The 22,624-nt window shown below is 40.6% G+C and carries 18 protein-coding genes and 1 tRNA gene; 8 read left to right on the forward strand and 11 right to left on the reverse strand.

The features are described from left to right. Nucleotides 1–454 precede the first annotated feature (454 nt). The 3 genes from BP549_RS09115 to BP549_RS09125 form a co-directional block, all read right to left on the reverse strand. A complete protein-coding gene (locus tag BP549_RS09115) occupies nucleotides 455–1,171 on the reverse strand; it encodes a DUF4332 domain-containing protein (RefSeq protein WP_292379974.1) in 717 nt (238 codons plus the stop codon). Between the two features lie 42 nt (nucleotides 1,172–1,213). Further along, the gene (locus BP549_RS09120; protein WP_292379976.1) at nucleotides 1,214–1,534 is read right to left on the reverse strand and encodes a hypothetical protein; all 321 of its coding nucleotides are present in this window, start codon (nucleotides 1,532–1,534) and stop codon (nucleotides 1,214–1,216) included. Between the two features lie 333 nt (nucleotides 1,535–1,867). Further along, a complete protein-coding gene (locus BP549_RS09125; RefSeq protein ID WP_292379980.1) occupies nucleotides 1,868–2,794 on the reverse strand; it encodes a hypothetical protein in 927 nt (308 codons plus the stop codon). Nucleotides 2,795–3,268: 474 nt separating this feature from the next. Between BP549_RS09125 and BP549_RS09130 the strand changes: the two genes are divergently transcribed. After that, complete coding sequence (locus BP549_RS09130) at nucleotides 3,269–3,784, forward strand: hypothetical protein (protein WP_292379983.1); 516 nt, start codon at nucleotides 3,269–3,271, stop codon at nucleotides 3,782–3,784. A gap of 104 nt (nucleotides 3,785–3,888) precedes the next feature. Here the strand turns inward: BP549_RS09130 and BP549_RS09135 are convergent. Then, a tRNA-Glu gene (locus BP549_RS09135) sits at nucleotides 3,889–3,963 on the reverse strand. A gap of 215 nt (nucleotides 3,964–4,178) precedes the next feature. Then, nucleotides 4,179–5,420, reverse strand: coding sequence for a proteasome-activating nucleotidase (locus BP549_RS09140; protein ID WP_292374081.1), 1,242 nt, complete (start codon nucleotides 5,418–5,420; stop codon nucleotides 4,179–4,181). A gap of 762 nt (nucleotides 5,421–6,182) precedes the next feature. Between BP549_RS09140 and BP549_RS09145 the strand changes: the two genes are divergently transcribed. The 3 genes from BP549_RS09145 (at nucleotide 6,183) to BP549_RS09155 (ending at nucleotide 8,635) form a co-directional block, all read left to right on the forward strand. Beyond that, nucleotides 6,183–6,431, forward strand: coding sequence for a TIGR00304 family membrane protein (locus BP549_RS09145; RefSeq protein WP_292374083.1), 249 nt, complete (start codon nucleotides 6,183–6,185; stop codon nucleotides 6,429–6,431). An 11-nt stretch (nucleotides 6,432–6,442) separates the two neighbouring features. Beyond that, nucleotides 6,443–6,793: a TIGR00304 family membrane protein gene (locus BP549_RS09150; protein ID WP_292379985.1), complete on the forward strand. Its 351-nt coding sequence runs from the start codon at nucleotides 6,443–6,445 to the stop codon at nucleotides 6,791–6,793. Between the two features lie 567 nt (nucleotides 6,794–7,360). Continuing rightward, nucleotides 7,361–8,635, forward strand: a complete 1,275-nt coding sequence (locus BP549_RS09155; RefSeq protein WP_292379987.1) for an adenylosuccinate synthase — start codon at nucleotides 7,361–7,363, stop codon at nucleotides 8,633–8,635. Nucleotides 8,636–8,889: 254 nt separating this feature from the next. On the opposite strand, the gene BP549_RS09160 is transcribed toward BP549_RS09155, so the two are convergent. The 4 genes from BP549_RS09160 to nadE form a co-directional block, all read right to left on the reverse strand. Continuing rightward, nucleotides 8,890–12,543 (reverse strand): PAS domain S-box protein, encoded by a 3,654-nt coding sequence (locus BP549_RS09160; protein ID WP_292379988.1) that lies wholly within the window; start codon nucleotides 12,541–12,543, stop codon nucleotides 8,890–8,892. A 325-nt stretch (nucleotides 12,544–12,868) separates the two neighbouring features. Next, entirely contained in the window at nucleotides 12,869–12,997 is a 129-nt protein-coding gene (locus BP549_RS09165) for a hypothetical protein (RefSeq protein WP_292374091.1), read from the reverse strand. A 300-nt stretch (nucleotides 12,998–13,297) separates the two neighbouring features. Beyond that, nucleotides 13,298–13,471 carry a cation transporting ATPase C-terminal domain-containing protein gene (locus tag BP549_RS09170; RefSeq protein ID WP_292380781.1) on the reverse strand — a complete coding sequence of 58 codons (174 nt, stop codon included), beginning with the start codon at nucleotides 13,469–13,471 and terminating at the stop codon, nucleotides 13,298–13,300. 1,079 nt (nucleotides 13,472–14,550) lie between these two features. Then, nucleotides 14,551–15,507, reverse strand: coding sequence for an NAD(+) synthase (gene nadE, locus BP549_RS09175; RefSeq protein ID WP_292379991.1), 957 nt, complete (start codon nucleotides 15,505–15,507; stop codon nucleotides 14,551–14,553). A gap of 587 nt (nucleotides 15,508–16,094) precedes the next feature. Here nadE and BP549_RS09180 point away from each other — a divergent pair. After that, nucleotides 16,095–16,328 carry a hypothetical protein gene (locus BP549_RS09180; RefSeq protein ID WP_292379993.1) on the forward strand — a complete coding sequence of 78 codons (234 nt, stop codon included), beginning with the start codon at nucleotides 16,095–16,097 and terminating at the stop codon, nucleotides 16,326–16,328. Between the two features lie 175 nt (nucleotides 16,329–16,503). Here BP549_RS09180 and BP549_RS09185 read toward each other — a convergent pair whose 3' ends face one another. Then, on the reverse strand, nucleotides 16,504–17,178 hold the full coding sequence (locus tag BP549_RS09185) for a nucleotidyltransferase domain-containing protein (protein WP_292379995.1): 675 nt from the start codon (nucleotides 17,176–17,178) through the stop codon (nucleotides 16,504–16,506). 642 nt (nucleotides 17,179–17,820) lie between these two features. Here BP549_RS09185 and BP549_RS09190 point away from each other — a divergent pair. Continuing rightward, complete coding sequence (locus tag BP549_RS09190; RefSeq protein WP_292379998.1) at nucleotides 17,821–18,696, forward strand: hypothetical protein; 876 nt, start codon at nucleotides 17,821–17,823, stop codon at nucleotides 18,694–18,696. 68 nt (nucleotides 18,697–18,764) lie between these two features. Here BP549_RS09190 and BP549_RS09195 read toward each other — a convergent pair whose 3' ends face one another. After that, entirely contained in the window at nucleotides 18,765–18,989 is a 225-nt protein-coding gene (locus tag BP549_RS09195; protein WP_292380001.1) for a hypothetical protein, read from the reverse strand. Nucleotides 18,990–19,361: 372 nt separating this feature from the next. Between BP549_RS09195 and BP549_RS09200 the strand changes: the two genes are divergently transcribed. Beyond that, complete coding sequence (locus tag BP549_RS09200; protein WP_292380003.1) at nucleotides 19,362–20,378, forward strand: TIGR03557 family F420-dependent LLM class oxidoreductase; 1,017 nt, start codon at nucleotides 19,362–19,364, stop codon at nucleotides 20,376–20,378. A 45-nt stretch (nucleotides 20,379–20,423) separates the two neighbouring features. Then, entirely contained in the window at nucleotides 20,424–22,607 is a 2,184-nt protein-coding gene (locus tag BP549_RS09205; protein ID WP_292380005.1) for an amylo-alpha-1,6-glucosidase, read from the forward strand. Nucleotides 22,608–22,624: the final 17 nt, after the last annotated feature.

A 22,624-nucleotide genomic window follows, 5' to 3' on the forward strand; every position in this document is an offset into this window, starting at 1 on the left:
AGTTTCGGATTAAAAATCTCTATAATGAGAATAAACAGCATAAAATTTCATTAAATTGATTTTAAATTGTCCTAAACACATTTTTTTGCAAAATAGACAATTTTATCAAATATTATTGAAAATAAAGAAATTTGGTGGAAAATGGCAAGACCTCAATTAATTAATACTGTTCGTAATAGAGTTCCAATTACCGTAGCTGTAGTAAAGATGTTTTGTATATTGTAGTAAGTGGGGCCGGAATCAAGTTTCATCCAAGGTTTATCTACATTTGAATAAGAGCCAATCCGAAAAGTCAGTAATGCATATTGAAAAGTTACAATAGGTTTATAATATCAACGTATCCGTTCCAGTTTTGCATATGCATATTGTAAAAGTGATAGTAGTAACCACTTTTCAGATAGGTCCTAAGTGCATAAGCCTAAACTCATTTAGATAGTAATATTTCAACGTTCGATTACTTATTTGGTAAGCGTAGTTTAGTAAGTTGCCTAATAGAAGACTGGAATTTAAGAACATCTTCTTGAGTCAGCATAGTATCCAATCTACCTTCAAGCTGTTTATTTATCTCCTCTGTTAAACTCTTGCTATCGCGTGTCACCAGATCCATTGGTGAAGTAATACCAATTTGTACCAGAGTAATAGCTAAAGAAGGCGTGACATCTGGAAGGGTGAATAATGTTGCACGATCAATTACGGAGTTGAGCTTAATGTCAGGAAGCATTTTCTGCACAGCACTTTGTCCTGCAGTATTACGGGTAATACGCAAAAAGTCCTCAACTGAAAAAACTCGTAATTCCTCTAACTGTTTAATAGCATTTGAAGGTAATACATCCCCCAGAGCAGATAGTGGTTTATCAGCTGACAGAGGTACAGACTGAGTTGTCCCTAGTACTGGCCGAACACGCAAGTGTATCTTTGTAAGTCCTTGATTATCTTGAGCATCATTAACTGTACACACTCGAAGCTGACCAATCTTGTCGACACGTAAACGAGCTGGAATTGTAATCTCCACTTCATCTAAAACATATGAACCTAGTTCGTTTGGGTATCTCGCTAGCTCATTTTGAACTGTCGCAATGCTTATAGCCAAGCCCTCTCCTAGTTCATGTAGTGCTATTTCGGTTGATTTTAAAGGTGTTTGCAACGTGGGTAATTCGATTTTTTTTTCCATAATATACTGCTCCACAACTGGTTAGGTAACCAGAAACACAGATTAATCAGGCACACTATAAACTTCGGGTAATGGTAAATATCGAACAGTCAATTTAAGATTACCAATACTTTCCATACGTGGTGATACCATAATATGCGTTTTGTTGCTAACATGATACTTTGATTGAAATTGTAATGCAAGAGGAAAATCTAGTCGATACTCGCTCCATACAAATGCACTTGGAGGAACGCCGATTTGTTGGTATCGAATTAAACTCTCACGGGCACGTTCATCTAACATGGATTGGGCTTCAACAAAGCCCCTTGAGATCCCTGCTAGAAGGTTTTGCATTGGTAAGCTTGCTTGAATTGTAAATATCACATTTTTTCACCATTCTAAAATTAATAGGAATGTATCGAAGTATTAGCAATATAAGACGTAGTAAAATATATTTATATCTAGCAAGATCGGTGGAATTTATTCCTTTTTTCATAAACTTGTTCTAAATACTTAATTAAAGCTTTTAGCAATAAAAATTAACACATTATTTTTTTCTATTAGTTTGTACTGAACTATCAATTTTTAAAATTAGTATCAATAGACCGATTTCTCATAAGGTGAATAGTTACTAATCTTCATTTATCTTATATTCTTATTTCTTGGTTTTACTTTAAAATTATAGGTGGGATGCTTTCAGCATCCATCTAGTGCAATTTAAATACTAACCAATACCTGCTGCGTGATCAAACCAAGCCAAGTTTTTACAGTTATTGGCTCTGGTGGTTTATCTTTGTCATAAGCACTGCCTTCCCGTCTTAATTCAATTTTCAGTATGCCATCATCACCTGTGTTACCATTCTTATTTTCTGTGTCATCACTATTCAAGAACGTGTAATTAATAAGAGGTTCGCTTATTTGAACAGAAATGTGCTTGCCTTTCAGTGGATCATTTACTACGTTACGCAATTCTACAGTCAAGGTGACTTTCCTCCCAATAGTCTCGCTATCTTGTTCCTCTCCTTTGATATTCTCACGCGGCCCAGCTGTTACTTTCATTCTAGGCCCTTTCTGAACAACAAACGGCTGTGGTGGTTTAATATCTGGACGAGGCTCAAGTGTGGCTTCCATATGAAGCCATCCAGCAGCTGCATTCGCTGAGAGTGAGGCAGTCTGTTCAAAACTAGTTTCTCCACTGCTGCTGGTACTTGCTCGCGTACCTAGAAGTTCAGCTAATTCTCCGCCCATTCCTTCTTCGGTCTCAGTTTTATATGAACCCTTAATATTGAAACCATTGGCTACATTGAACTTTGCTACATACATATCAGCCCTAAGTATAACTTGTTTCCATTGATAGGCCGTGGGCATAATATATGTAACGAGAGGTAGTTTTTCTTTAATGGGTTTACCTTCTTCCATCTCTCCGTCATCATTAATTTTCTGTTCCCAAATAGCAACTACTTCAATATCCTTATCAGCTAGAGCGACTGCAGTAGATACTAATGTCTCATCTAAACTCTTCTGTGCTTCAGCTATCGCAGAACCCACTTTTGAGACAAAAGAGCCGAAAGCTGGCCCGCCATTTGCCATTTCGTCAGAGACAGCTGATTCAGATGCCTTAACAGGTGCATATTCCTCTGGCATTGTTTAATTTCTCCTATTATTTTCAAAGTATTTTCTGGTTCTTTCCTAATTTTAAAAGTGGTGGAATTTTATACAAACTTATCAAATCACTGTTTTCACTTCTGGATATTTTTGAGTTCATCCTAAAACTCTAAATTTGCCTCTTTAGTCTTGAGAAAGACTACGCACTGAAGTTAAAAAAATCAAGTATAACGGCTGAGTTTAAGCTTAAGCCTGAAATAACTATAGGCTTAAAGTCGTTGATTTTTCAATCCAACTGTGTAAGTCCCACAGCAATTTGCTGATGTTAGCATGCTAGTATAGAATACTCATTTAAAAATAGGTGATCCAGATGGCATGCGTTTGGTATGCGCATAATTTAGTTTGCATACGTATAGGAAAACTTTTGAATTAAATGAGAGGTATAAAAATGGGTGTAGTACTTTGAAAACGCATCGCATTTCTACAACGATCTCGCAAAAACACTGGGAATTGTTGAAAAAGCACACGGAAGAATTTGGAACACAGCAAAAAGTATTAGAACTCGCGCTGGAAAGCCTGGAAAACAGCTCAAAACAGAGTCCAGAGTTATCAAGGGAAGAGAGAATTTGGCTGACTCAAAAATCGATGAAAACGATATGTTCTATCCTGAAAGATAATTTAAAAGTACTATTGGAAACTGCTAATATTGAGATGTTTAATGAGTACTTGAACAAGTATAAACCCCTGGAATACACAATGGAGTACTACTTTCAGAAGCCTCTTAAGGAAATTAGTCTAAAAGAGCTCCTTGATGGAGTAGTTATTACGGGGGGTATGTCAAACTGGTTCGATACGATAGATTATACGGATGATGGAAACCATTATACGATGCTAATTACTCACAGTTTGGGACTTAATAATTCAAAAATAAACAAAATGGGGATTGAAAGCATGTTTGAAACTTATGGAGTCAGAGTTGAGAGTACAATTTCTGAAAAAACGATTTTTATGAAGATATTTAAGAATTAACAACTAGATTTTTAGATTTTTAAAATTCAATGTGTTGATTTTTTTAAGTTTAACTGTGGAAGTCCTAAATATACAACATCAAAAAAAGTCATAAAAATGAAAAATGCTCCGATGGGGATTTGAACCCCAGTCGCAGGAGTGAGAGTCCTGAATGATTGGCCGAGCTACACTATCGGAGCAGCTTGTTATCTTGTAATTATGCGTTGCCTCTAAGGCAGCATATCTTCAAGTAATTTATAAAATATAAACCTTTCGTCTGAATTTTTAAAAAATAGAGGGAATTGCCGGGAGGATATTATCCCATCCGGCAAGTTTAAGAAAATATTTTTAAAGATTTCCTTAAACTTAAAGGTTATTTGGTTCCAACCTTCAGATTTTGGCTATCAGAATGGCTTTATACAAACATAGCCTGGGGAATTGTGGGTTCCTCAGTATTTACGACCTTTTCGTGTGCTTTCAGGAAGTCTGCCATGGTAATCTGTTTACCACGCCTGCGAAGCACAAAAATTCCGGCTTCCTTGACGATAACGCTGATTTCTGCCCCGCTCATGCCTGTTGTGACTTTTGCGAGTTTCTCGAAATCCACATCATCTGCGAGGTTCATCTTGCGGGTGTGAATCTTAAGGATTTCAGCCCTTCCTTTCTCGTCAGGAAGTGGAACTTCGATAGACCTGTCAAACCTACCAGGCCTGAGGAGCGCAGGATCAAGCAGGTCAATCCTGTTGGTTGCAGCAACGACCTTTACATTGCCTTTAGGATCAAAACCGTCCATCTCCGCAAGGAGCTGAAGCATTGTCCTGTTGACTTCGGCCGAGCCGCTTGTTCCGTCATAAGTCCTCATGCTGCCGACAGCATCGATCTCATCTATAAAAAGAATGCTTGGAGACTTATCCCGCGCAAGCTGGAAAATGTCTTTGACAAGCCTTGAGCCTTCACCTACGAATTTCTGGACAAGGTCCGAACCCGACATCCGGATGAAAGTTGCTTTTGCCTGAGAGGCTATAGCCTTTGCAATAAGGGTCTTGCCCGTTCCCGGAGCGCCATGCAGAAGGACACCTGATGGGGGTTCAATTCCGAGATCCTCAAAAAGTTCGGGCTCGGTAAGTGGCAATTCAACGCTTTCCCGGACTTCCTGAAGTACGTCGTCAAGCCCGCCAATCATGCTGTAATCCACCCCAGGAGAGTTAATGAGTTCCATTACCTGAGCCCGAACATCGGCAGCCCTGCTGACTATAGAGATAATTGAGTATGCTCCGTTTACTGCAACTCTCATACCGGGTTCAATCTTTCCAATGCACTCTTCAGGGATCTGAGTAAGAACCTCCTGGTTATTCCCATGTTGCCTTATAAGCGCGATTTCCCCATTTACCTCAAGAATAGTAGCAATAAAGAGAGGAGGCTCGGTAAGTTGTTCCAGATGAGCTTTCAATTTATTGATTTCCTGAAGGTGCCTTCCCGTTGCTACACTTGCTTCAAGAAGCCGAGCCTTCATATTCTCATTCTGGATCCTCATGATTTCTATTTCGGTTAAGAGAGATTTCACATCTTCAGCATTGATCTTCCCGCATTCAAGCTGGAACTCTACCCTCGTTTTGATATCTTCCAGAGAAGATCTTATTGCACTGTCTTCTGACACTTGAAACCACCTTTTTTATCGCGTGAAATTGAGTTTATATCTAGTCTAAAGATTGGTTCATTCAGGAATTATTAATTTATAATAAAATGATTTGAAGGCAAACTAGCCTGCCGGATATATAACGCAGGTTCATGACCAGTTAATTAGTCGTAACCCGTTATCCGATCAAACTTTAAGCGTTTTTATTTTCCAGAGAGGTTATTCACCTATATAGTTTATCTCAGGGTGATTACATTTTATCCTGGCCTTTAAAGGATTAAAGCAAGAGTAAAGTCTGAGAAACGGGAAAATCAAGAATCCTTTCATAAAATCCCCCGTTTATAGTATGACTTACAAGTCAAAGGTTAAAATGACATTTAAAATGGTAATCTTACTTTTTACAATATAGGTTAAGATTAGGTTAAGATGTTGGAATTAAATACTTATATAAATATAAAAAGGGTATATATAAGTTCCTGCAACACCTGTAACCATTTTAATATCCTTACTACCTATTTAGTATCCCTATTAAGGACTTATGCAATTCTTTGATTAAATCGCTTTCGAACACTCTCTTGAGATTTGTTGATATTTGTATTCCTTTCAGTCATCATACTTCTTTTTTCTATATTACATGTGCTGTTGTATTTTCTGGATTTCAGCAAATTATCCAAGAAGTAACCAGACAGAAAAACTTGACTAAATCAAAAATGAACAGAACAAGAAATATACGTAAAAAGTTAGAAAGATAGATTTAATAATAAAAGCATTATATCATTTTACATGCGTACATCGCAGGATTTTCTAAAAGTAGGCACAGCAATCATATTTGTTGGTTTTACTATATTAGTATTAGGTGTAATTCTTACCATTATAGATCATCCTGCAAGCAGCCAGATGGGTGGACTGATAATGATTGGTCCAATTCCTATAGTTTTTGGATCTTCTCCTGAAATAACAACAAATATGCTGGGACTCGGGTTAATAATCTCAATACTCTATATATTATTCCTATGGAAAACTAAACATTGATTGATGGAAACATGCTTTTTTCGATTGGAGTTCTCACAATACTCATTGGATTTCTAGTGATTACAATTGGCATAGCTCTAAGCATGTACCAGGAATCCAGATCAACGCAGAGCTACTCAAGCCGGACAGATACATCCGGAAGAGCCCGCCGCTTTGAAAGCACTTTAGATTCTGAGAGCTCTCTCCATGAAAAACCCCCCTCAAGAAAAGTCGAATCCGAAGTCAAAGCCGGAGGAGTTATCATGCTTGGCCCGATCCCAATCATTTTCGGAAGCGACAAAGAAAGTGCGAAAACCGCTGCAATCCTTGCAATAATACTCATGCTTCTTAGCCTACTGATCCTCAGAGCCTCGTTCTTCTAAATCCTATTGCCGTCTTTTCTGTCGGTTTCAAAAAAGCTGTTTTGAGTCTGCCTGAAAAAACATTAATTCTGAGTAGTTCTCGACTGATTAAAGCGGCCTATATTATAGTCTCTCAGCTTCTGCATTATAATTTAGTCGTCTTGAGCGCAATCGTTGAGCTGCAACCGCTGAGACGCAACCGTTGCGCCGGTTGATCACGCCGTTGTTCGGAATTTTCAATTTAGCAAGATTTTTCGCTCAAGCCTTTTTTGAAAAGGCTTGTGATCACGTCGGATAGGGTTTGGGATAAGCTCCTCAAAATTAAACATTGCTAAGGATTTTCGCTCAAGCCTTTTTTGAAAAGGGTTGTGACCACATGATCCAAAGAGAAATTCAAATAAATGAGAACCCTATGCTAGTCGAAAATCAGTATTTCTTTCACTAAATTAGTCCTCTTCGCTTAGCTAAATATCTTCATTATAATTCAGCCCTCTTGAGCGAACGAAGTGAGCGAAAAGGGCACCGTCCTCCCGAGACGGGACTCGGGAAACAAAAAGTTATTAATGGTTAAGCCCGAATCAGGGCTTTATGTTTACGATAATCACAGGCTCGCAGTTCGGTGACGAGGGAAAAGGCAAAATTGTTGACCTTCTTTCAAAGGATTTTGACATCGTTGCCCGTTTCCAGGGAGGGAACAACGCAGGCCATACGGTGAAGGTAGGAGATGAGGTTTACAAATTGCACCTGATTCCTTCAGGTATTCTGCTTGATTCTAGAGTTCTGATAGGGCCTGGGGTTGTCCTGAATCCTGAGGTGCTTGCCGAAGAAATTGAGATGTTTGAGAAACACGGCATAAAAGTAAATGCTGAAAAACTCGGAGTCGATGCAAAGACAAGCATAATCATGCCTTACCACATAGAACTGGATGGGCTAAGAGAAGCATCCAGGGAAAAGAAAATAGGAACTACAAAACGCGGAATAGGCTATGCTTATATCGATAAAGTGGCAAGAGACGAATTCCGCATGGCTGAGCTTGTAGATAAGGAACGTTTTCTTGCAAGACTTGAGGAACTTGCTCCCCAGAAAGAAAAGGAAATAGCAGCACTGGGAGGAGATCCCAAAATCGTCAGAGACCCTGCGCTAATAGAAAGATATCTTGAGCTTGGAAAGCAGTTTGCTACTTATGTAACAGACGTTTCTAGGGAAATCAATAAGGCTCTTGATGAAGGAAAACATGTAATGGCTGAAGCTGCCCAGGGTACACATCTTGATGTTATACACGGAACTCAGAAATTCGTAACTTCTTCTTCTACAATTGCAGGCTCTGCATGTGCCAACCTCGGAGTTGGCCCTACAAGAGTAAATAATGTAATTGCCATAGTAAAAGCGTATATCACAAGAGTCGGTGAAGGCCCACTTCCCACTGAGCTATCAGGAGAATTGGGGGAAAGATTACAGAAAGCCGGAGGAGAATTCGGGACAACTACCGGCAGGGGCAGAAGATGTGGATGGTTCGATTTGCCTCTTCTGAAGAAAGCTATTGCTCTTAACGGATATACCGAGATTTCCCTGACCAAACTGGATGTACTCACAGGCCTTAACCCGATCAGGATATGTACCAGCTACACCTGCAAAGGAGAAAATCTTGACTATCCTCCTGAACTTACAGAGGATCTTGCTGAATGCAAGCCTGTTTACGAAGATCTTCCTGGCTGGGAAACTGACCTTACTGAAGTCAAAGCCTTCGAAGAGCTTCCGGAAAATGCCAGAAATTATGTCAAAAGACTGGAAGAACTGATGAAGGTACCCATTAGTTACATTTCAGTAGGTCCTGGAAGGGCACAAACTTTTAGAAAAGAATGAGTCTATATAGTAGACTTGCCAGGCCGATTACCTAAAAAGTAGAAATTAACTATAGTTAGAAATTAAGGTTAGAAATCAACTGTGATTATAAATTGGCTATATTAGCTGTAGTGGATATGTAATAAAGCTGTAGTGGATATGTAATAAAGCTGTAGTGGATATGTAATAATATACATATCCAATTCAGTTTATAGCGGAACAATTATCGAGTTTTTTATACATTTTCCAATTCCTTTAAGCCAACTTAAGCCAGATTATCTTTTTTCTACCACTGTAAATCTCATAGTGAACTCTGTGCCATTGTTCCTTTTCAATTCAAACTCCCCATCTAATTGATCTACAAGAGAAGTTACAAGCTGAAATCCAAGACTGTCAAGATTTTCAATTTCAAGATTTTCAGGAATGCCTATGCCATTATCTGAAACGGTTAGAGTGAAGTTAGTGCTTTTACAAGCTCCAGTTATGCTTTTTGCATATTCTTCGTTTTTGTCTCGATTGAGTTTAATTCGGATTTCTCCTTTATCTCTGTCAGGAAATGCATGCTTGAGAGAGTTAGAGACAAGTTCATTGACAATCATTCCTAATGGGACAGCAGTATCTATATCAAAGAAAAGATTTTCTTCCAGATCCATCTTTAAGCTGATCTCAGTATATCCAAGGCTGTATGTCTGGAAAAGAGTATTAGCGAGTTCCTTAATGTACGGCGAAAAGTTTAGTGTTTCGAATTTCTCACCTTTGTACAATTCTTCATGGATAAGAGCCATAGATATCACTCTATCCTGGCTTTCTCTAAAGGCTTTGAGAACCTCCGAATCCCTAATATCGTTGCGGTTTCTGAACTGTTCAGCCTGAAGATCAAGCAGGGAGGAAATGACCTGAAGATTATTCTTAATTCTATGATGGATTTCCTTTTTACGGGCAATCTCAATGTTTGCCAGACTTTCTTCTGCCTTTTTGCGTTCGGTAATATCCTGAACTATTCCTCTCATTCGAACAGGCTTATGTTTCTCATCAAAAAGAACTTCGCCTTCAGAATAGATTATACGTTCTTCTCCATCAGGTAAGATTATTCTATAATCAATGTGATATGGCTTTCCGTTTAATGCTTCGTTAATAGCATTATTTACATAATCTAAACCATCTGGGTGTATACGATTTAAAAATATGTTGTGGTTCAGTTCAAATTGGGGGTCAAGCCCAAAAATATGATATAGTTCATCAGACCAGTATTCCTCATTAGTTACAATATTCCAGTCCCAATTTCCAATATGAGCTGTTTTTTGAGAGTCAGCAAGACGTTCTTCACTTTCCTTCAACGAATTATAAGCTTCTTGAAGTTCAGCTGTCCGCTCTTTAACTTTTTCTTCTAAAGTATCGCGTGCTTTCTTAAGGGCATCCTCGGCCCGCTTCCTTTCAGTGATGTCCTGGTTGGTACCATACATCAAAACTACCTTTCCCGATTCATCCTTGACGATTTCACATTCACTCAACAAAATTCTCGGCGTACCATCATTGCGTATGATATTGTAGGTGATATTGTACTTATGACCGCTCTCAATGGCCTTCTGGATCTCCCTGTCGACCCTTTCCCGGCCATCGGGCACGATGAAGCTCAAGAACAGCTCATACGAAGGCTTTACTTCACCCGGCACCAGCCCATAGTTCCGGTACGATTGTTCAGACCATCTGATCTCATTAATAATAAGGTCCCAAGTCCAGCTACCAATCTGAGATATCTGTTGCGCCCTAGCAAGCTCTGCCTCACTCATTTGGAGGGCCTCTTCGGCCCGCTTTCGTTCGGTGATATCATGGTAGGTGCAAATTACCCTGTATATGTGGCCGTCTTCTTTCAGAACAGGTTCGGCACTTATCAGCATCCAGGTGAGCTCATTTGACCCGGGATTCCTCACGGAAACAAGCTGGCCTTTCACAGGTTTGCCGGTCCTTACTGCTTTCCGAACGGGATGATTGTCGACATCCAAAAGTTTACCATCCTCTCCATAGACTTCCCATTGACTCCAATCACGACTATTAATGTTGAGAATGTCGAGTTCATTATTCAGGCCGAACATCTGCATAAGTGACGGGTTGACTACCGCAAACCTGCCGGTTTCATCGATGAGCGCAACTCCGACCTTCACATTCTGGAGGAGACTCCGAAACTGATCTTCACTATAGCGAAGCGTTTCCAGCGCCGTCTTACGCTCTTCCTCCACTCTCTTGAGCTCGGTGATATCACGTGCGGTTGCAAAAACCCCAATAATCTTACCATTCTCGTCTCTATAAACTGAAGCATTGTACAAAACAGGAGTTATGTATCCATCTTTATGTTGAATCTCTAGAGAATAATCCCGAACCTCACCACGCATGAATACTTGCTGATAGACTGCACGAGCTTTCCCAGGTTCAGTAAAGTAATCTGAAAAATCAGTCCCAATCAACTCATTTCTGGAATATCCGGTAACCTTTTCTGTAGCATTATTTACATCGGTAATCTTACCATCACGCCCAATAGTTACCAGGGGATCCAGACTGGCTTCAATCAGGCTCCGGTTATAAAGGTTTGACAACCTGATAGTTTCTTCAATTTTCTTGCGTTCGGTAATATCTATGAATGCAGAAACGGATCCGCGTAACTTACCCTGTTCGTCGCGTAAAGGTCTTGCATTGCCCAAAACATGCCTTATCTGGCCGTCAGCTGATACGATATCCAGTTCGCAGTCATTTATCTCTATGCCCGTAGCCGACAACTGCGACGGCATTTTTGAAGATGGGATCTCTACTCCGTCCTTGAATAATTTAAACATCTCGGACTTCTCTCCCTCAGGGGCAGACTTAGAAAAGTTTGTACCTACAGGAACTTGTAACCATTCGCAGGAGAGCCTGTTACCTGTTATCTGAAGCGCCTGAGGGTCATGTGCTATGTAAACGGATACAGGAACTGCATCCAATACTACTGCCAGCTCATCCGAACGATCTCGCTCACGCTTCTCGCTCTCTAGCAGTGCGTCCACAACTGCATCACGTTCGGCCAGTGATTGAGATAGCTTGATATTGCTGTAGCTTAGTTGTGAGATCATATTAGCAAAAGTCATAAAGAAGGCCATGCTTGTATCCACAGCTTTCCTGCTAAGCCGAGGAACTTTTTCAAGAGCTTTTATGTATTCCTCCTCATCGAAGCCATATTGTCTAGCTTGAGACCGAAAGATCTCATAATTTAGAGGCTCGTCATCAAAAAAGAACTGTCCTGAGAAGATATTGCCGACGTGCTGCCCTTCTACCATAATTGGAGTTACTACGTCCCACATGTTGTTTTTACATTTATATAGCTTATATCCTCCCGGAGCAACGCCCGCAGTTAACTTTAGGTCACTTTCTAAGCAATGCTTGCAGGCTTCAGGATAAAACCTATGGAATTTTGTACAAATCTCCTGCCATCCAACACTTACCAGAATATTGCCTTTAAGATCAAGTAGGGCCATAGGGACATGAGCAAGCGTATAAAAGTCACTCATAAGGGACTGAATCGCTTTAGTATCAATAATCCTGGCAAGCTCCAAGTTTGCCTCTTCTTGAGTTTCACTTTCCTGAAGTTTTCCCTCAAGCTTTTTACGGCCACTTATGTCAAATCCGTAAATGTTTACGCATTCTTGTTCAGGCAAGAAGTGAAAAACAATAAAGTATATTTTTTTGCCCATAGTAATTTCTATTTTTTCAATACTTTTCCGGGAAATGGCCCTTTGAACAAAAATTTCGAGATGTAAAGGCAATTTTTCTCCGATACTCACACCCCAGTCATGCAATAAGGGCTCCCCCGCCTTATTGGAGTAAAGAATAACTCCATCCTTTGCCACACTGAGCACAGGATTCGAATTTATTGCTGAAAATTGCTCCGTTTTAGCTGTCATTATCCCCTTGGTCTCCCTCTCTTAAATGACAAAATTTTAGGCGACAAAATACCTAACCTAAATTCTAATTGTTACTTACGAACTGTTTCTTGATGTTATACTACTCTTTGTTGTACTATTTATTATTTCTTTGTATATAATAAAATATCAAAGAATTAAAGAAGTAATTTTTAACTTTAAAATAACTCAATAGTGGTATCTCTTGATATGTATTATTATGTTAGGTCTTCTTTCATTTATATTGCCTAACAATGTATAACCAAAATATAATATTTTTGGACTTATAAAAACATGCAATTGACACCATTAAATACTCGCTTTTGATTCATAAAAATATAGCAGCAGCGATACCGCATGCATAGGCCATCACGAAGACAAGGCCGTCGCCCGAATCAGAGACACTTTCAGTCTGGAATATGCATTTTTTCGAGTAATAGTCTCCTTCTTCCGGCATGTAGTTCGATTTTCAACGATCAAACACCTTATTTATTTCCCTCAGTCACAGGTTTCAATGTATAATCCAATAATAAAATCCACATCTGTTTTGTCATTTCGGCCTAATTCCATTCTCGCACTAATTTTTTCAACTCTTGGTTTTGCTTAAATAATCTAATTCATCGATATTTTTTAACTATGATAATGAATGTCTAGCGAGACGACCTTAAAGCATATCCGAAAAATGTTATAATCTATTGTAATTTTTAAAGTAAGCAATACACAATCAAGCTGGATCACAATAACTTTCAGTATGCCATTATTGACTTTCCCTATAGGTTCGAAGTGTCGTTTTCAGCAGACACATTCTTTTAAAAATCTCCATCACAAATATAATCATACTTACTATTATGAAAGAAATTAACCAGTTTTCAAATGAAACCGGATTTATACTTAGAAGCTCATGCATAAAAGGTATATGCATGGCAAAAATATGAAGTCTCTACATCAGAACAACACCTATAACCAGAAAGTAATTATTCCTAAGAGGCACTCGAAACACAGACTGATATTCTGAACGGCAGATGTTTTGAAAATGAGTGATATTTTATGGTGTAAACAGAGTCGATAAGAAGCATTAATTATACATACAAACAATAATGAAAACTTTAGAAAAAGGCATGTATTTTCTCTATCTTTTAAGTTAGATCCGAGACAAACGCTCTTTATTTTTCCCAAATGCCATTATTAAGGTTTAAAGGTTGACTTAAGCAAAAAACTTAACAAAAGCCTACATAGGTTTTTCTGATGTCAAATGGAAATCGTAAAAGTAATCCAAACATCCCTAATATTGCTCTGACCTTTTATGACGTTCTAGGCAGAGTAACCCCATACATCCTGATGTACTTCGAAAGTATGGAATTAAAGCCACGTTTTTTTGCCTTGGTTACTTGTATTGACAAAAATATTGTTGCTCAGGATTATACGGACAAATACATAACATGCAGAGAAATTATCAAATATGAAAATGCTGAGGGTCATCTAATTCATCTAATAGCTGTTCGTTCTTAGATCATCTAGATCTTCTTGGACTTACTGATGAGGAAGTTCTTAATAATGAATTGTCCAGAACCAAAAGTACAATCGTCAATTTGGTCGGAAAAAACCCAGTGTATTTCCTTCCTCTCCATGCTAGCATTAACAACAAGTAAATAACGTAGCAAAAGTGCTTGACCTCAAAACCGTTTTAGGGATTGTATCGGCTCTAGGCAGAGCTATCCCGGAATTACAGCAAAAGGGATTTTATTTTGTAACAATAGATGGCTTACTGGCGACTGGAAATCACATAATCCAGGATTGAAAATGAGATTTTCCTTTGTCTACTTTTAAATAAAAAGTATAAGTGAAGAGTACTTTACGTATACCTTCAAAGGATTTCTTAAACATATAAAATGACATTATTATTTAACAGCGGGCAGCATTACTACTACCAGAAAATCCTCCGTATAATCTCTCAGGACCTGATCCCCCGATTAATATTCGACTACTTATTTGTACGCTATAGGAGAGTATTCAATCCTTTTTAGGTGGAGGCAGAGATAGCGGCAAACTTGCAACAAAAATGGCATCTTTCATTGCCTTCCTGACAGATTCCACTACGTCCGGTTGTACGCCCGACTTGTTGGAAATAACGTCATCGGTGACGCCACTTCTTATACCGCAAAGGATGTCATCCAACTTTAGATAAGATAGACCGATTAACTCCTCGTTGGGCATGCTCATTCCGAAAAGGTCAGCGGAAGATGGCTTGTTTACGATATAATCAGGTACCCCAATGTGCTTTGCCAGCTGCTTTATCTGTGTTTTGTACAGATGCTTCAGGATGGAAATGTCGCTGGCGATGTCGCCGTACCGGTCGTATACGCCGATGCTGAACTCGGATAGATCGGTGGTGCCCACCAACAGATAATTCATAACGGTGGCATGAAAGTACAATACTATCATTCGCGTGCGTGTTTTGGCTGTCCCAAAAGCAACGAACTGGTCCTTGATCGGCATCGACAAGGATGATCCGGGGACAATCGTTGGGCTGAAAAGCTCGGTGGAAGGCTCCTTCCCAGCGATTATTCGAGCGCGTTCTGCGGCATGCTCTATGGCTGTCCTGTCCGATACCTCTTCGTGGGACATAAGGTCGTACGCGCCCAGATCTCTTATAATGGGGGAGATGTCGATCTTCTGGTGGGGTATGCCGAGACTCTTAGCTAAGTTCATAGCATCATCGGTATTCTGCGGGTCAGAGTCCCGCTCAGGCAGTATCAGGCCCATAACTTTGTCCTTGCCCAGTGCCTCAGCACACAGGTATGCAACCGTAGACGAGTCCAACCCGCCCGATAAGCCTACCAGCACGCCGTCCTTCCCAAAATTTATTACCTCATTCCGCACAAACTCCACGATGTCCTGCCGGGCTTTTTCCACATCAAATTCAAGACAATCCGCAAAGCCTAACTGTTCTCTTTCCACTCCCATCATAAAAAACACTTCAATATATTATTATTATCATTATCATCATTATTATTTCGCAGATAATATAAATAAGGTGAGCAGATTTAGGCTCTGTAGAAATTCTCGAAATTGTGCTATCTCACTGTCATTTTATATTTATCATATTACAATGTAACTCTTTATTTTACCCTATATATCGGGCGGCCACCGGCAAAAATAAGAAAAGAAGAATTGGCAGCTGCCATAAAATTATGGACTGATTTCCTGAAGATTTGTCTACAGGTTTGGAAGAAAGGCTTTTAACTAAGAGGATGTAATTCATTAATTTACTTACAGGATGAAAAGAAAAGTGAGAGAATAAACAAGCAGGCTAAGATCAGTCTACAAAATCCGTAATAAGCATCTGCCTCTCGTCTATTTATCTAAGTTTACTAAACTCCACACCAACCAATCTTATATCTTGCCTTTATAAAAATTCCAAGAGAAGTTAGATGACTGTCCTATTCATCACAAAATATCCAAATCCAAATAAGATAGTCTTTTAGCCTGTATAAGTGAAAAAATCCTCAAAAAGCACTGTAAGTATTATTGTCTTAAAGAGAAAACGATGCTTAATGAGAGAACTATACACACTCCCAACAAGCATTTCCAAAGCCTATATTATTTTGAATCCTCAGGCCCAACAATTGCAAGTTCATCAAGTTTTTGATATCCAAAAGCTTTTACTTCTCTGCTTTTTCTTTTTTGCCAGTGACCGCCCGGTATCTGCTGCTTTGCAGCATGCGGGCGTGGAGAGAGTTTATAAATATTTTAAAATGTTTTTTGATCGTGCACTATTAGTTAGTTGATATTAGTTCCAAAACATATTTAGTGGCGCATCATACCTTTTTTGCAATTCAGTAAGGTCAATAACATGCTTGATGCACGAAACATAAGGCATTTCTAGCACTGGGAAATAAATCATGAAAACATCAACCGCATAATGATGGACGACCAGTTTTTACCGAAGATATATCTTTGAAATTATTTGTTCATGAAATCTTCTATGTGTTTTACTCTATCCATCCTTTCCCTTCTTTTGTTTACGTTTATTTGAAGTTCCAAAGGAGGGACCTTTATCTCGTATCCGTTCCACTCTATAGTCTCAAGGTTCTGTTTTGCATACGGACCACAGTCTACTGGCTCAGGAATGTCCAGGATGTCTTGTGGTTCAGATGCGATATCTATTCTTGCATGCAGAAAAATTACCCCGAAATCCTTAGTTAACCATCCGTTTGTATCAACAATGGGTTCAATTAAATAGTCTGAGAAAACGTCGGTAATTTCTTCAATGCTCTTGGAATCAGTCATAATGTCTACATCATGAGGATTCATTTTTATGCCGCGAATACACGCAGCACAACTTCCAGTTAACCACCAGTTAATATCTGTCCCTTGAGTTCTCTGGCAAAACTCTTTTAATGCTTTTTCCCATGGAACAGGAGCTAAATAACCAAGTTGATCAAACATCAACTTTGCATTATCAAAATATCGCTTTTTTATCTTATCTAAATATTTAGCATCCGTTGGATAGATTTTAATGTATCCCTTGCCATCGTTTTCATAATAGCACATTTGCAAGATTTCTTCGTATTTTGGGTGGAACTCTGAAATCCTGAATATTACCTTCCCGTCTTCTTCTTCAAAAGACACTCTCATCTACTCAATCTCCTAATCCGATATAGTTTCTTAACCCTCCTAGAGCTCATTTAGAAAGGGTTATGAAAATATAACACTTACGGAAGTATGCACAATCCAGATAGTGATGTAACGAAATTACTATAAATTCTAACTCTAAATGACTTCATAACTCTTTTTGATTGGTACGGTGACGACATTCCCGCGCTTGGTGTAGATTTCAGTTGAGACTAACCGAAGTCGGCATAAAGGAATTAATTAGTGAATTAAATTTGGCGTTATTTCTCTTTTATAAGTCATAATATTGGATAAAATTCAATCTTATTTAAGTTTCAAAATAATTATAATAATTTATAAGATTTGATAAACTTTTTAGAAGAAAAACGATTTTATAAGTAGATAACAATAAGTAAATAATCATACATTTCTTTTAATTTACACATTTGAAGACAATTATAATTTTTTGGAAATTAATAATCTTTAAGTAATATATTTAGCATCCGTTAAATAAAAAATTTTATAATGAATAAAAAATTTTGTAATTTTTTCTGGCATTTTGGGATTTAAGAAAGGCATATCCTGCAAAATAATGAGAAATCATAGGTTTTTAAAATGAGTAAATCTCTCAAAATTTTAGAATATTTGTTACTAGTAACTGCAGGTTTGGCTGTACTTCTCTTTGTGGGCTTCTTTGGGTTTCTTATGTTAATGACTATTAATGATCAAGCCTCTTATTCTGGAGATACTGTTGATGTCGGACCAATTGATTACAATTCCATTGTCACAAAAGCAGAAAAGGCCGGATATGATCTCAGTGGACCTTATACCAAGCTGGATGAAGCAAATTTAATAGAACCGGGAAATGTTGAATCTCTTGAAGACAGGTTTAAAACAGACTACAGGGTATCAAGAATCGCTCTCTACTACAACTTAAATACATACCTCGAATTTACAAAAGATGAGAAAAATCAAACGCTTGTAACACTCTATAATTATTCTCATTATGATGACGCCGGTGATATTACACCACAGATGCCTTCCATGTTTCCGGAGGACTCCTGGATGCTTAAGATGCTCGGAATGAGTTTAGGACTTAACGAAACTGATTCTGGGGAATTTCTTAAAAAGCTAAAGAATGAGGCATCAACCCAGAAAGGGGTTCAGAAAGGAGTCGCGAGTCTGACTACAAAAGAAAATGTGGATTTTCCGGCAGTCTATGCTTATCTTAACCAGAGCAAAACAACAACTTTCATAGGGTCTGAAGACAAATTTTACAGAAGCGATACGAAACTTGGGTGCGTAAGATTTGTTATCCCCGAAACTACCATCACTCAGAAACATCATTTCAATAAATACGAGATCTATGTGAGCAGTTCGGGACTTATACGTGTAGATATTATGATGCCCATAGGCAGCGCCGGAAAAGAAATTTCTGAAGAAGAATACAGAACAGTATTCAGGGAAATGTTCGAAAACGTTGGCCTACCTGTCGAGAAGCTGGATGAAATCGAATTCAATTACACTCCAAGTATCTGGTGAGACCAATTTCCTCGTCTTTATCTTTGTTTATTGATGTTGCAGGCGGCAGGCAGCTACAAAGAGGAGTTTCAGTCCACAGGAAATAATGATGAGCCTTCTACGTCATTCGGATCCCCGTGATATTCCCGATAAATTACATACTTGCCTTTTGTCTTTTTTATGCACTTGGATCCAAGCCCATTCTTTTTCCACATCAATTTACGCTTTTCTGCATCTGATTTACAAACACCGGAATAGCTGAACTCATCAAGCATGAAGATTTTACCATTAAATTTTCGGAAAGTTTTTTGCATTGAAATCAATCCTGGAAATTCGCCCCAATCCGGCAGACTACACAGTACCTTTGATTTGGTGATTTAAATACCCAACAATTATCAGGCAAGCTACGAATAGTTAAATAAAAATGCCGTAATAACTATCTGGTAAGTTTTTACCCATAACTCGTATTCAGTGATTCAAGGTTAAATTATAAGCGTTGCACAGTGGGGTAGTGCTAAGCGTTGAGACAATGACCAGAATCAATTCAATGATTGCAGGAGCATTGAAGAGATCAGTGACATTCTAAGAATCCAGCTAAAAAGGTAGTTACTGATTTTGCAGGCTTATGCAATACGCATAGTCTCATAGTCTAATAATAAACCAGACATGCACAGAGGTGATGAGGAATGGTAATATTAGGATGGAATGCGGCTTCGGAACAATATGACCCGCTCGACATGCTTGACCAGGCTGTTGCTGCCGAAAAGGCGGGTTTTGAATCGATCTCCGCAAGTGATCACTTTCATCCCTGGGACCCATCTGGAGAATCGTGCAATATTTGGACGTGGCTGGGCGCGGCTGCTGCGAAGCTGAATGGCATCGAGATCGGAACCGGCGTCACCTGTCCCATATTGCGCTATAATCCGGCGATCCTCGCCCAGGCGACAGCGACCGTCGACAGGATGAACAAAGGCGGTTTTTATCTCGGAGTCGGCACCGGGGAAGCGATGAACGAGTACCCGACTACTGGGTTATGGCCTGGCTATGATAAACGCCAGGATATGATGCGGGAAGCCATCGAACTGATGCGATTGCTTTGGAGCGGGGACGAGGTGACCTTCAATGGGGAATACTATGTGACGAAGAAAGCAAAACTGTACACGATGCCCCGGCGGCGCATCCCCATATACATCTCGGCGCTCGTCCCGAACAGCGCGTTCTTCGCGGGATACTACGGCGACGGTCTGATCACTGTCACTAACCCGCCCGAGGTAATGAAAGCAATTGTCGATAACTTCGAGGCTGGTGCCCGGAAGGCTGGAAAGGATCCAGAGAAGATGCCAAAGCAGGTAGAAATATGGGTGGCTTACACCGACGACGCGGATGCCACTGCAAAGGTATTTAAGCAGTACTGGGCCGGCACAATGATCTTTGCGACACATCTCCAGAACATCTATACGCCGGAAATGGTGGCCATGAACGGAGCGGTCGTGGGAAGCGACGTGATCAAGAACCGGCAATGCATCTCCAGTGACCCCGACGTGCACGCGAAGTTTGCACAACGGTTCATTGATGAGGGCTTTAACCGGCTTTACTTTCATTCGGCGGGCCCGAATCAGTACGAGTTCATCGAAGGATACGGACGAGATGTGCTTCCGATCATCCGGAAAATGAACCGTCCGAGGGCTGCAGCCATTGTATAAACGGAATCATTGTATAAACTGGATACTTGATTGTGAGGAATTTGCGTGCCCGAGCCTTCCGAACAAGAGGAAATCCATGAAGCATGGGACATATACAAGAAGCATACCCTGTCCAACAGCATTATCAACAAAATGGTCATACGGGACGGCGAGCTGACGCTCGTAATGCAAGAGGATGGCGAGATACCTATTACAGAAAATTACGGGTATGGTCTCTATTACCGTGATTGCAGGTACTTGAGCGGTTTTCTCATAAGACTCATGGATACGCCTCCTACGCGGGTTCTGTCCAGTGACGAGAGAGGTTTCAGATCGACGCTCATGGTCACCAACCCGGCACTAAAGGATTGTACGGGAACCACCATCCCTAAAGAAACGCTCCTCGGCACTCTGGCCATGGTCATACCGGGCTGCATCCGGCATAGCCAGATCATCCGAAACTTCAACGCATTCCCCGTGACCTTAAACCTGACTTATGAGTTCGATGCAGATTTCGCAGATACGTTCACCATCAGGGGCATCGCCCCTCCGACAACTGGGAAAGTGTTGCCGGCTAGGTTCGATGGTAAAAACCTTTACTTATCCTATGAGGGGGAGGACAAGCATCATCGCAACACAATCATCGCATTTGACCCATCACCCATGAGGGTGGAAGGGAAAGTATGCATCTTCGAGCTGAAGATAGCCCCTCGCGGGTTGCAGACGGTTAACGTGGAAATCTCCGTCGAGGAGATTAATCCTGGTCATGAACCGGAGCGACCAGTGAAAAATCCCGATCAGCGAATGAACCAGATTATGAGGTCCTACGTCGCGACCCTAGAATGCTGCGACAACATACCGACCAGCAACAACATTTTCAACAGCATCATGGTGCGCTCGCTTACCGACCTTAACATGATGCGCATGAGCCTTAACGGAGACGTATTCCATTCGGCAGGGGTGCCCTGGTATGACACATTATTCGGGCGAGATAGCATCATTTCGGCACTTCAGCTATTGCCGCTCAAGGCTGAACTGGCAAAAAGCACGCTGCTGGTAAATGCAAAGTTCCAAAGCAACAGATCAGATGACTGGAGGGACCAAGAGCCCGGAAAAGTGCTTCACGAGCTGAGGCTGGGCGAACTGGCTAACCTGAACCTGATCCCACAGACACCCTACTACGGCACTGTAGACGCCACACCTCTGTTCCTGATTCTCCTGACCGAATATGTGAACTGGACGGGGGATATCGAATTGGTCAAGCAGCTAGAAGGCAATGTGGACCAGGCCCTGAAATGGATCGATATCCACGCCAACATGGAAGGAAATGGCTTTGCCTACTATGCGGTGAAATCTCCATTGGGCATTTACAACCAGGGCTGGAAGGACTCGCCCGATTCGATCAGCCGTTCAGATGGAACGCTGGCAAAACAACCGATCGCCGTTGCCGAAGTACAGGGATATGTTTACATGGCTAAAAGAAGCCTTGCGCCACTGTTCAGGCAGCTGGGTCGGGAAAGCGACGCGTCCAGGCTGAAAAAGGAGGCTGGAGAACTGAAAGAGAGGTTCAACCGAGATTTCTGGATGAAAGACAGGCAATTTTTCGCCCAGGCACTGGATGCGGAGGGCATATGCGATGTGATATCATCGAACCCGGCACAGTGCCTGTGGACAGGAATCATCGATCAAAAATACGTAAAATACCTGGTAGACAGGATCTTCAGAGAAGACATGTTCACCGAATGGGGCATTCGCACATTGTCCTCTAAAGAGCAGCGGTATAATCCGCTAGGGTACCACAACGGTACGGTCTGGCCGCATGACAACGCGATAATTGCTATGGGCTTGAGAAAATATGGGTTCGTCAATGAGATGTCCTTATTGTTCACGGGCATGTATGAGGCGGCCAGGTCGTTTGAGGACTACCGTCTACCTGAGTGCTTCGGTGGGCTGACTCGCTCGGAATACGGCATCCCTGTGAAATACCCGGTAGCCTGTAGCCCGCAGGCTTGGGCTTCTGGGACCATGCCGTTTATGCTCACCGCCAGCCTGGGAATAGCTCCCGACGCCTTGAATAACCGACTTGTCATCAATAAGCCTCATCTGCCTTCATGGCTGGACAACGTGCAATTTAACAACGTCAAAGTCGGCAAGACGCAGACCGATCTGAATTTCAAACGCGTCGAAGAGGAGACGCTGGTCAATGTATCCAAGAAGAGCGGAGACATCAATGCGCTCATCGAGTACTAACTAGCCAGGAATTAAAC

The sequence above is a fragment of the Methanosarcina sp. UBA289 genome (assembly GCA_002496565.1).
GTDB lineage: Archaea > Halobacteriota > Methanosarcinia > Methanosarcinales > Methanosarcinaceae > Methanosarcina.

Coding starts and splice junctions, on each gene's coding strand:
- BP549_RS09160 (WP_292379988.1), bottom strand. CDS start 12,543: ATGACAGCTAAAACGGAGCAATTTTCAGCAATAAATTCGAATCCTGTG.
- BP549_RS09150 (WP_292379985.1), top strand. CDS start 6,443: ATGCTTTTTTCGATTGGAGTTCTCACAATACTCATTGGATTTCTAGTG.
- BP549_RS09155 (WP_292379987.1), top strand. CDS start 7,361: ATGTTTACGATAATCACAGGCTCGCAGTTCGGTGACGAGGGAAAAGGC.
- BP549_RS09145 (WP_292374083.1), top strand. CDS start 6,183: ATGCGTACATCGCAGGATTTTCTAAAAGTAGGCACAGCAATCATATTT.
- BP549_RS09165 (WP_292374091.1), bottom strand. CDS start 12,997: ATGCCGGAAGAAGGAGACTATTACTCGAAAAAATGCATATTCCAGACT.
- BP549_RS09185 (WP_292379995.1), bottom strand. CDS start 17,178: ATGAGAGTGTCTTTTGAAGAAGAAGACGGGAAGGTAATATTCAGGATT.
- BP549_RS09115 (WP_292379974.1), bottom strand. CDS start 1,171: ATGGAAAAAAAAATCGAATTACCCACGTTGCAAACACCTTTAAAATCA.
- BP549_RS09180 (WP_292379993.1), top strand. CDS start 16,095: ATGAGAGAACTATACACACTCCCAACAAGCATTTCCAAAGCCTATATT.
- BP549_RS09125 (WP_292379980.1), bottom strand. CDS start 2,794: ATGCCAGAGGAATATGCACCTGTTAAGGCATCTGAATCAGCTGTCTCT.
- BP549_RS09200 (WP_292380003.1), top strand. CDS start 19,362: ATGGTAATATTAGGATGGAATGCGGCTTCGGAACAATATGACCCGCTC.
- BP549_RS09195 (WP_292380001.1), bottom strand. CDS start 18,989: ATGCAAAAAACTTTCCGAAAATTTAATGGTAAAATCTTCATGCTTGAT.
- nadE (WP_292379991.1), bottom strand. CDS start 15,507: ATGATGGGAGTGGAAAGAGAACAGTTAGGCTTTGCGGATTGTCTTGAA.